At 38.0% G+C, this 8,945-nt stretch carries 12 protein-coding genes and 1 tRNA gene; 7 read left to right on the forward strand and 6 right to left on the reverse strand.

Going from position 1 to position 8,945, the window contains the following annotated elements; translation table 11 throughout:
- Positions 1-14 precede the first annotated feature (14 nt).
- Positions 15-425 (forward strand): hypothetical protein, encoded by a 411-nt coding sequence (locus AB1467_00310; GenBank protein ID MEW6294724.1) that lies wholly within the window; start codon positions 15-17, stop codon positions 423-425.
- Here the strand turns inward: AB1467_00310 and AB1467_00315 are convergent.
- The 3 genes from AB1467_00315 to AB1467_00325 all read right to left on the reverse strand — a co-directional run bounded on the left by AB1467_00315 (position 378) and on the right by AB1467_00325 (position 2,473).
- Positions 378-677, reverse strand: a complete 300-nt coding sequence (locus AB1467_00315; GenBank protein ID MEW6294725.1) for a type VI secretion system contractile sheath small subunit — start codon at positions 675-677, stop codon at positions 378-380. The two genes, AB1467_00310 and AB1467_00315, sit on opposite strands and share 48 nt — an antisense overlap.
- A gap of 33 nt (positions 678-710) precedes the next feature.
- On the reverse strand, positions 711-974 hold the full coding sequence (locus tag AB1467_00320; protein MEW6294726.1) for a hypothetical protein: 264 nt from the start codon (positions 972-974) through the stop codon (positions 711-713).
- Between the two features lie 98 nt (positions 975-1,072).
- On the reverse strand, positions 1,073-2,473 hold the full coding sequence (locus AB1467_00325; protein MEW6294727.1) for a radical SAM protein: 1,401 nt from the start codon (positions 2,471-2,473) through the stop codon (positions 1,073-1,075).
- A gap of 254 nt (positions 2,474-2,727) precedes the next feature.
- Here AB1467_00325 and AB1467_00330 point away from each other — a divergent pair, with 254 nt between their 5' ends.
- The 5 genes from AB1467_00330 to AB1467_00350 all read left to right on the forward strand — a co-directional run bounded on the left by AB1467_00330 (position 2,728) and on the right by AB1467_00350 (position 5,741).
- Positions 2,728-4,236, forward strand: a complete 1,509-nt coding sequence (locus AB1467_00330) for a hypothetical protein (GenBank protein MEW6294728.1) — start codon at positions 2,728-2,730, stop codon at positions 4,234-4,236.
- A 35-nt stretch (positions 4,237-4,271) separates the two neighbouring features.
- Positions 4,272-5,117 carry a DUF2080 family transposase-associated protein gene (locus AB1467_00335; protein MEW6294729.1) on the forward strand — a complete coding sequence of 282 codons (846 nt, stop codon included), beginning with the start codon at positions 4,272-4,274 and terminating at the stop codon, positions 5,115-5,117.
- On the forward strand, positions 5,084-5,251 hold the full coding sequence (locus tag AB1467_00340; GenBank protein ID MEW6294730.1) for a hypothetical protein: 168 nt from the start codon (positions 5,084-5,086) through the stop codon (positions 5,249-5,251). Before AB1467_00335 ends, AB1467_00340 begins: the two co-directional genes overlap by 34 nt.
- 82 nt (positions 5,252-5,333) lie before the next feature.
- Entirely contained in the window at positions 5,334-5,549 is a 216-nt protein-coding gene (locus tag AB1467_00345; protein MEW6294731.1) for a DNA-directed RNA polymerase subunit K, read from the forward strand.
- A complete protein-coding gene (locus AB1467_00350) occupies positions 5,550-5,741 on the forward strand; it encodes a 30S ribosomal protein S17e (GenBank protein MEW6294732.1) in 192 nt (63 codons plus the stop codon). It begins immediately after the preceding gene.
- Between the two features lie 6 nt (positions 5,742-5,747).
- Here AB1467_00350 and AB1467_00355 read toward each other — a convergent pair whose 3' ends face one another.
- The 3 genes from AB1467_00355 to AB1467_00365 are packed head-to-tail and all read right to left on the reverse strand — an operon-like array spanning position 5,748 to position 8,633.
- On the reverse strand, positions 5,748-8,144 hold the full coding sequence (locus tag AB1467_00355; protein ID MEW6294733.1) for an SMC family ATPase: 2,397 nt from the start codon (positions 8,142-8,144) through the stop codon (positions 5,748-5,750).
- A 54-nt stretch (positions 8,145-8,198) separates the two neighbouring features.
- The gene (locus tag AB1467_00360; GenBank protein MEW6294734.1) at positions 8,199-8,465 is read right to left on the reverse strand and encodes a hypothetical protein; all 267 of its coding nucleotides are present in this window, start codon (positions 8,463-8,465) and stop codon (positions 8,199-8,201) included.
- 12 nt (positions 8,466-8,477) lie between these two features.
- The gene (locus AB1467_00365) at positions 8,478-8,633 is read right to left on the reverse strand and encodes a zinc finger domain-containing protein (GenBank protein ID MEW6294735.1); all 156 of its coding nucleotides are present in this window, start codon (positions 8,631-8,633) and stop codon (positions 8,478-8,480) included.
- A gap of 100 nt (positions 8,634-8,733) precedes the next feature.
- Here AB1467_00365 and AB1467_00370 point away from each other — a divergent pair.
- A tRNA-Arg gene (locus tag AB1467_00370) sits at positions 8,734-8,805 on the forward strand.
- Positions 8,806-8,945 lie beyond the last annotated feature (140 nt).

Consider the following 8,945-nt stretch of genomic DNA (forward strand, 5'->3'; position numbering starts at 1 on the left):
AAATCAAATTTTTAATGGCTGAAAGAATTTACGTTGATACCAATATTTACTTAGATTATTTTGAGGAAAGAAAGAACGGTTTCAGGCCGTTAAGTGAATTTGCTTTCCAGGTATTCAAGAGAACCTTGGAGTGCGAATTTGAAATAGTGATCAGTGACTGGGTAATTGAAGAAATTTTTAGGCAAAAATTTCCCGAAATAAAATTTGATTTGCTTGTAAAAGAACTTTTATGCAAAAGAAAAATCATTAAAGTTAGAAAAACTGAACAAGACTTAATTAATGCAAGGAAGCATGAAAATTTCAGCGATGCTCTTCATGCAATCATTGCAAATAAAGCTAATTGTAAAAAGATAGTTACAAGAAACCTTGAGGATTTTTTAGGCGTCAGGCACCTTGTTGAGACCGTATTTCCTGAAAATCTCTGAAGGATTCTTTTTTGCATATTCCTCGAATAACTTGTTTCTTTCTTCTTTTGTCATTCTTTTAATCCCTTTAACGCTGCCCTTAAGTTTTTCAAGCCTTCTTACAGCCATCACTGTTTGAAATTCTTCAACCTTTTTTCTTACGGCCTCCCTGATAAACTCTTGAATTGAATTGAAGCCGTTTTCCCTTACAATCTCTGTTGAATCCTTGTACAATTTATCAGAGACCCTTAAGTGAACAAGTTTATTTGCCATGATACAATTTGATACCAAATGATATAAAAGACTTTACCTCAGCCCTAATTTCCTGAGCCTCTCGTGGGGGTCTTCATTAATGTAATCAATCAATGCTTTGTCCAAGTCATTTGAAGAAATTCTCTGAAGACCCGGGCCTTTCTCTTTCCCAAGGCCTGAATGCTCCTGAATATGATTCCTGACTGCAGACCTCACAAACTCAGTGCGCGAGGCATAAAAGCCTTCCTTTACCATCTTGTCTATTTTTGCCAAATCCTGCTTGGAGAAATTAATCAGCACGGCTTTTACTTGGCTCACAAAAAAAACCTCACTAAAATAATGCGTTCCACCTTAATAAACTTAACGCAAAAGCAATACAAAAAATATATATTTAATATATAAAATAAATATATTTACTAAGAACCTTTTTCTTTCAATTTCTGCCATTCCTTTTCATTTAAAATGCATCCGGGGTCTGAGCGCCTTACATCCTTGTAGTAGCCGTAAGCTCTCGCCCTGCAGCCACCACAAATGTTCCTGTGCACGCATTTCTGGCAATTGCCCTTGAAATTCTTTCTGTCTCTCAGTTCCTTCATTGTTTTATTGTTCTGCCATACATCAATTAAGTCATCTTTCCTTATGTTCCCGCAGACTATTGGGATAAAAACGCAGGGCTCAATGTTTCCGTTTGGTTCTATGGCGCAGTAAAGCCTTGCTGTGCCGCAGCCTCCGATGAAGTCGGCCAAAAATTTTGTTGCAGCAGAATCATAGGACTGGCTGAACACATCAAAATGGGTTAAGGAAGATGCTGCGCCGAATGCACTGCAAACCTTTGCGTACTGTGGTGCAGTGGAAAGTATTGAAAGCTTGCCTCTTTTCCCTATCTGGGAAGCAAGATATTCCAGCAGTTTTTCCCTTTCCTTTGGGCCTATATCAAGATTTACTATTCCCTTGCCCCTTCCAGTTGGAATAAAATTGTAATGCATGAAAAGGTCAACGCCTAATTTTTCTGCCAAGTCAATTGCTGCAGGGACTTCCTTTAGATTATGCTTTGTTATGGTCATTGCAATTCCAATTGCCATTCCTGAGCCTACAGCATTCCTTATTCCCTTGATTGTCTTTTCAAATGCTTTTCTGCCCCTAAAAGCATTATGAGTTGAAGCCTTTGCCCCGTCCAAGGAAACCTGAATGTAAAGGCAATTAGCTGCCTTCAATTTCTTTACCTTCTCTTTCGTGAGCAGGGTTGCATTAGTTGCAATGGAAAATCCCATTTCATTTTCTTTGATTCTTTTCGCAATCTTGAAGAGGTCAGACCTTGCAAGAGGCTCTCCGCCTGAGATGGCAATATATGCAACACCCCAGCCTGCCATTTTATCCACTGCATGCAATGCCTCTTCTGTTGTGAACTCATCAGGGGCCCTCTTGTGGGCGTCCTCATAGCAGTGCTTGCAGGCAAGATTGCAGGCTTTTGTAACATTCCACACAATCAGAAAAGGGGAATAAGAAGTAAAAGGTTTTGTTGGGCCGTATTTGGCTATGCCTTCAAGCACGGCTGCAAGGCCTTTCCTCCAGACAGGGTCTTTAAGGGTCAAAATTATGTCAGCCTTTTTTGTTTTGGTGGTGCCCGCAAAACCGTCCAGAATTTTTCCCACAATAAATCTAGCTGTCTTGCACCTAATGCATAATTCCTGTTTTTCTCCTGCATAATCTTTGAGGATAAGTTCAATCCTTCTCCCGCAAGTGCACCTGTTAGTGCAGAAACTCAAAATTTTTCTTGTTACAGGATTGCCTAACCAACCCTCAATCAATTTAGCCATTTTTTGTGCATCATGCTCTTCGCTACCATGATGTCTGGCTATATTTATCATTAAATTTTTTGCCAGTAAAATTCCCCCAAAAAATTTTATGTAGCAATAACATTAAAAACAAAACATAGTTATGTATAATTTAATGTTTTTTTCTGCATAATGCTTGTGCAACACATATATTAATTGTATATATTTTTTATATATTTCACGGGAGTTGTGCCCTTGGATTCTGCTTTATAAAGTCCTCAAAGTTCTTTGTTTGTATGGAAAAAAAATTCTTTCTGGAGAGCGCCTGCTATAATGAGGGCTTAAGGCAGGTTGCAGTGAAGTTTTCCAATAACGAGAATAGCGAATTGGTAAGGCACAAGTTTTTTCCTTATTTTTATGTTCCAGTCAATTCTAAAAAAGAGTTTTTGCTTCTCAATGAGCTGCTTAGGGCCTTTGGAACAAAAAAATTGAAGTTGCAGAAGATTAAGGGTGAAAATTTTCTTGTGAAGGCTGTTTCTTTTTCTGCACTAAAAGAATTTCATTCCCTCTTGTGTGCTTCAACCAGCCTGCGTCCTTTGCTCCCGAAACCCGAAAGGCAGTTTTTGATTGAAAAGGACTGGAGCTATTTTGATTCCTTCACTTTGATTGAATCGAATGCAGAAAAAGTGAATGAATTTTGCTTCCCTGAAATTGAATTGGATTTTCTGCCCTCAAAACTGAAGGAATTTGTTTCTGGTCTTCTGCTTTCAGACAATACCGCAGCAAAAAAACTGCTTGAATCCATTGCCCTCTCAAATCTTTTGTGTCTTCATGTTACAGAGCTCCCAAAAAATGAGAATGAAATCACTGATGCCCTCCTAGAAAAAATTTATTTCAAGAATGGAATTGCCTTCAATGAAAGAAAAAACCTTTTCTTTGGAAATGAATTTGAGAAAAAGAAATTTTATGAGAGCAAAAGCATTAAATGTGAGCTTGATTTCTCTCACGTACTCTCAACCCTGCTGTGTTTTCCGTTCTTTAACGCGAGCATTGATTCAATGGACTGCGATTGCTGCAGGCCAGAATCGCTTGAAGCAAAAAATTTGAGCCCAAGTTCTTTAATTGAAGTAAAATTCTTGTCTGACGGCTTCTATTTTGAGTCCATGAACCCTTATTATTCTTCTGCAATTCACAATTGCCTTGAAGGCAAGCAGAAGAGAATGAAATTAAAGCAGGAATGGTTTTTGAATTCAATTCCTTTGGGGCCGTTCTATAGGAATCAGGTTCTCAGGGTTTCATTATGTGACATTTCCCCTTTGATTCATAAAAACCAGGCTGTAATAATGCAAGACCATGAACTTCACTGGTTCTGCAGGAGCAAAGAAAGCTTTCTCTCAAAAGAATTATTTGAATTGAATAATTCAATTGTTCAAACTGAAAGAAGGATTAACGAATCAGAGGCAGAAAAGGCAATGAAGTCCTCCTTGAGCGCCTTCACTGAATTAGAGTACAGCGCTGAATTCAATTACCTTAAGGTGTTTAATTCAAAGGCAAAGCATTTGTTTGAGGGCATTCCAAAAAATCTTGCTTCAAAGAACTCTAAATTCTTTTCTTTGGATTTGGCTGAGGCAATTGAATGCATCAAAAACCAGACACTCCAAAAATTCAGGGAGCTCACAGTACAGAAGGGAGTGAAAATATTTAATTCCCAAAACATAAAGACAGTTGTTTCCTCTCCCGTTCCCCTTCTCTTGGCTAAAGAATTTGCAGAAAAAGAGAAGCTACCTCTGCCTGAAATAAAATAAATTTTTAAATGTTAGTATATACTAACGTATATACTATGATAAAAAATTATGACATTTACGAAGAAGTAGTAAAACAAGTTGTTCCGTTCGGCAACGGCAGCATTGTTTACACCCCTAAAAAGTGGATTGGACAAACTGTTAGAGTAATTCTTGAAGGGGAGCCTGTTAATATTAAGGAAAGCGTGGTTGAATTGCTTCAGCCTTTCTTAGAGAACATTAAAGGGGTCTTTCTTTACGGCTCCTTTGCCAGAAACGAGCAGGCGCCAGACTCAGACATAGATGTATTAGTTGTCGCTGACAAAAAATTCAAGTTAGAAAAAAAAAGCAGGTTTGATTTCACAGTAATAGAAGAAGCCACTCTAAGAAAAGAACTGAAAGGAAAAGACCCTTTTTATACTTATTTAGTTCTACAGGAAGCAAAACCTATCATAAATAAGGCTTTACTAAAAGAATTAAAAGAAATAAAAATCAATAAGTGTGATTTCAAATGGCTTTTAGAGGAAGCTGAAAGCGCTTTAAAGATTGCAGAAGAATTCCTGAAATTAGATAAATTACAAGAAAGAAAAAAACTTGACTCAACTGCAATAGTTCACACAATAGTTTTAAGGCTCAAAAATCTCTTCTGGCTCCAATGCATTCTAAAAAACGAAAAATACTCAAATAAAGAATTTAAGTCTTTTCTTCACAAAAAAGGCTTGCCTAAAGAATTGATAGAAAAATTTTATGACTTGTACAGGGCAGAAAGAGACGAAAAGGGCACTCCAGTCAAAGTTTCAGTTGAAGACACCGAAAAACTATATGAAGTTGCCAAAAGAGAATTAATAGAAATGAGAGAGGTATTGCACAAATGTCTTCAAAAAAGAAAGCATTCAAAGGAATAAAATCTATTGAGAAGCGAATTAAAGAGCACGAACAAAAACTTGCTGAAGCAATATCAGAAGATGGAAGACAATACCTCTTCAAAGACATTGCCAGACTGAAAAAACAGAAAGAGAAAAAAGAAGAACAGCTTTAGAGGCTAAGCTTTTTAATTCTTTTCAAGTAAAATTCAGTACTATTGCTATTGAGTTAAAACTATTTTTTTTGCGTGAAACTGAATGGAAGCACTGACAAGGTTTGAGAAGGCAAGAATAATAAGCGCGAGAGCCCTTCAATTATCGTTGGGGGCGCCCCCTTTGGTTGAAGTGCCCAAGGCTTCTTCACCAATAGATGTTGCTGGAGCCGAATTCAACGAAAAAATGATTCCATTGGTTGTGCTGCGAAGATATCCTAATGGCGAAGTAAAGAAAGTAAGCTTGAGTGAAGGGGATTGAATGGGCAAGGCTGTGCCGAGAGGCGTTAAATCAAGGGCTCACAAGCTCATGGAGCTGCATGAAGGAAAGTTCTCTCCAGATTTCGAAAAGAACAAGGAATTCATCAATTCCTTAAAGCTTCCATTCCCAAGAAAAATCCGCAATCTCATTGCAGGCTTCATTACAAGGGAAGCAAAGGCAAAAAGCAGTTAATTTTTTTTATTCAATCTGTTGCATTCTTGGAATTGTAACACCGTTATTCGCTTTATCCCTTTCAAGGACGTAATAGTAAGAGGTTGCAGCCTTCTCCAATTCAGGGTCATGGGTTATAACAAAGATTTGTTCCACCAATCCAGGGAGATGGTGCTTCATCAATTTAGCCAGTTCCTTTACTGCGTTCCTGTCAAGGTTATGCGTTGGCTCATCTAATATCAGCCAGCCCAAATTCTGCGCGAGCACAAGGGAGAAAGCAACCCTAATGCATATTGCTGCTGCGCTTCTTTCGCCTCCACTCAATATTCCTTCAACCCTCACCCATTCATTGTTCCTGTTCTTTACTTTCAATTCATAGCTTCCTTCCTCTATGTCCATTTTTGCTGAAATGAAGTCATGGTAAGGGTAAAGCCTTGGCCACAAGTCCTCCATTGCCTGATTAATTGTGTTTATGAGCTCTTCCCTTAGTTCTGACTGCGCAACCTTCAAGGCATTATTGAATAGGGAAAGCTCTTCCTCCAAGTTTTTTCTCAATGAAATTTCTTCTTCGAGCTCAAGCAACTGCCTCTCGATTGCCCGCAATGATTCAAGCTGCTTCTTTAGTTCTACAATAGATTCTTCAATTGAATTCAATTCAATTTTAATTGAACTAATTGATGCCTCAGTTTTTGTAAGCAACTGTTTTTCATTTATTAGCTCGTCTTCCTTGTAATTCAGTTCCCTTATCTTATTTTCCACTGCAATAATTTCTTCTTTTAAGGAATGCATTTGCCCTTCTTTTTTGATGCATTCAAAGAGTTTCTCAAAATTTTTGTTTTTTTCCTCAAGGTCCTTCAATAATTTTTCATCTGCCTCTCCCTTGAGCGCCTCAACCTCTACAGTCTCCTTTTCAATGCTTTTTGATGTCTCCTTCAGCAGATTTCCCTGTTCACTCAAAGAATCAATCACTGAATAAAAATGCTGCAGCAAGGCTTTTTCCTCGAAAAGCTTTTTTATTTCCTTTTCCAGTTCTTCAATTCCTGCACTTAATTTCTTTTCTTTTGCTTCTTCTTCCTTTCCTTCCTTTTCGCATTCAATTATCCTCTTTTTGTTTTCCTCGTTTTCTTTCTCTTTCTCTTTAATTAGTTCTGACTTCTTTTTTGTGCTCAACTCGGCCCTGCAGAGTGGGCAATGCGCATCGCTTTCCTTCAATTCATTCAAATGCTTTTCAATTTCCTTGTTTTTATTTTCGCACGCAATTATATTGCACTTTATTTCATTGATTTTTTCCTGAATTTTTTTGAGTTCACTGCATTTTTCTTCTTTTTCATTTTCTTTCTCTTTTTTTGTGCCTTCAATCTTTTTTGTTTCCTCCCCCAGACCCACTTTTTCTTCAATTTTTTTGGGGAGAATCCTCTTTTTTGATTGAATCTCCTTTTCAAGAAAGGATTTCCTTTCATTCAATGATTCAATCTTTCTTTGTTTCTCTTTGAGTTCCCCGATTTTTTTCTCTAACTCGCTTTTCCTCTCTTTTAATTTCTCCAATTCTGCCGCAATCTCTTTTTCTTTCAATTTTTCTTTTTTTATTCCTGTCTTTTCCTCAATCTCTTCCACTTCTTTCTCTATTTCCTCAATCATTGCCTTCTTTCTTATGCTTTTTTCATTCAATTCCTTGTATTCCTTGTCCTTTTTTTCTATTGCCCCGATTTTTTTCTTTATGCCCTCAATTTTTTCTTCTTCGCTTTCCTTTTTTTCTTTCAGCTCAATTTTTTTTTCTTCTTTTTTTCTTATTTTTTCTTGTGCTTCTTTCATGTCCTCTTCCTTGAATCTCTCTTTTGTCCTCTGATAAAAGGAATTTTTTTCTTGCACAGATTTTTTTATCTTGTTTATAAGTGAAGTTGTGTTTGACCTCACTTTCTCGTACTTGTTTATGCCCAATAATTCGTCGAATTTCTCTTTCCTCTGCTGAGGGCTCAAGCGCAGGAAATAATCAATCTGGTTCTGCTCCGAGTAAACTGCCCGCGAAAATAATTCATAGTCAATTTCAAGTAGTTCACCAATCTTTTCTGTTACCTCGCTTGGCTTTGGGCCAGCAATCAATTTTTTTTCCCTGAACAGTTTTGCCTCGCTTGCCTTAGCCCTGTGAAGAATCCTTTCAATGCAGTAATTGCCCCCATTGAAATCGAATTCCAGTTCAATTTTCGCTGAATCCATTTTGTTAGGCTGGGCCATTATGATTTCCTCTGAATTCAGCCTTTTAGCGTTCAACGCAGGAAAAGTGCCAAAAAAAGCATAGCTTAAAGCATCCGTTACACTTGATTTTCCCGCCCCAATAATTCCCACTAAGACATTTGTTCCCTTGTAGAATTCCAGTTCAGTGTCCTTGTGCGAGCGCCAGTTGGAGAGCCTAATGCATTTAATCATAAAAGGATTTGTGCATGCAAAACCTTAAGAAAAAAATAGTTTAATTCAATTAATTTAAAGCAGGGTCATTCCCTCTACTTCAATTTGGTTGACGCCCTTCAATGCCTTTATTCTTTCCTCGATTTTTTCTGTTAGGCCTTCCTCTTTGTCAGGCACAACAATTCCAGCCCTCACCAACTCCAAGCCGAAAGCAATAGGCTGCCTTTTGACATCCTTCAATTCTCCCAAGCCTTTGACTGCCTCGCCCAAAGAGGCCTCAATCAATTTCACGTCCTCGAGCTCTTCAGGGTAAATCCTGTAAATTATAAGCAGTTTTCCCAATTAGAACACCTTTTAGGGGCCCTCAAAATTGCATTCAATGCACTTGTAAGGAGTGGAAGTAACCTTGCAGTGGGCGCACCTTATAATTCTCGACTTCCCGCACTTAGGGCACTTGAATTCAGTGAAATCCTTTGTTACCTCTCTGCCGCAAGAACTGCAATACCTCAAAATTATTCCTCCAAAATTGTTTCATAACTTAAGCTTAAATAAATTAGGATTAACATATATTTCTAACAAAATCCATTTAAAAACCTTTGAGGTGCTCAAAGGGCCCATCCGCTAACGGACAGGCGACAGCGCTTCGGACGCTGCAGTGAGGGTTCGACTCCCTCTGGGCCCGAGCCTTTCTCTTTTTCCAAAAAAGAGAAATGCTACGGTCTACCGAAAGAGAAAAAGGAGAAAGTCTACGGTCTATCCAAAGAAAGAAAAGGAGAAAAGTGTTAGGTTATCCCAAAAGAAAAAGGGAGAGAAAAGTCTACA

It is taken from the genome of Candidatus Diapherotrites archaeon, assembly GCA_040755695.1.
In the GTDB taxonomy this organism is placed as follows: Archaea; Iainarchaeota; Iainarchaeia; order Iainarchaeales; family 1-14-0-10-31-34; genus JBFMAK01.

Bases quoted from the DNA above. Each gene is read 5' to 3' on its own strand.
- AB1467_00310 (MEW6294724.1), top strand. From the start codon at position 15: ATGGCTGAAAGAATTTACGTTGATACCAATATTTACTTAGATTATTTT.
- AB1467_00345 (MEW6294731.1), top strand. From the start codon at position 5,334: ATGGAAGCACTGACAAGGTTTGAGAAGGCAAGAATAATAAGCGCGAGA.
- AB1467_00350 (MEW6294732.1), top strand. From the start codon at position 5,550: ATGGGCAAGGCTGTGCCGAGAGGCGTTAAATCAAGGGCTCACAAGCTC.
- AB1467_00335 (MEW6294729.1), top strand. From the start codon at position 4,272: ATGATAAAAAATTATGACATTTACGAAGAAGTAGTAAAACAAGTTGTT.
- AB1467_00330 (MEW6294728.1), top strand. From the start codon at position 2,728: ATGGAAAAAAAATTCTTTCTGGAGAGCGCCTGCTATAATGAGGGCTTA.
- AB1467_00340 (MEW6294730.1), top strand. From the start codon at position 5,084: ATGTCTTCAAAAAAGAAAGCATTCAAAGGAATAAAATCTATTGAGAAG.
- AB1467_00355 (MEW6294733.1), bottom strand. From the start codon at position 8,144: ATGATTAAATGCATTAGGCTCTCCAACTGGCGCTCGCACAAGGACACT.
- AB1467_00315 (MEW6294725.1), bottom strand. From the start codon at position 677: ATGGCAAATAAACTTGTTCACTTAAGGGTCTCTGATAAATTGTACAAG.
- AB1467_00325 (MEW6294727.1), bottom strand. From the start codon at position 2,473: ATGGCTAAATTGATTGAGGGTTGGTTAGGCAATCCTGTAACAAGAAAA.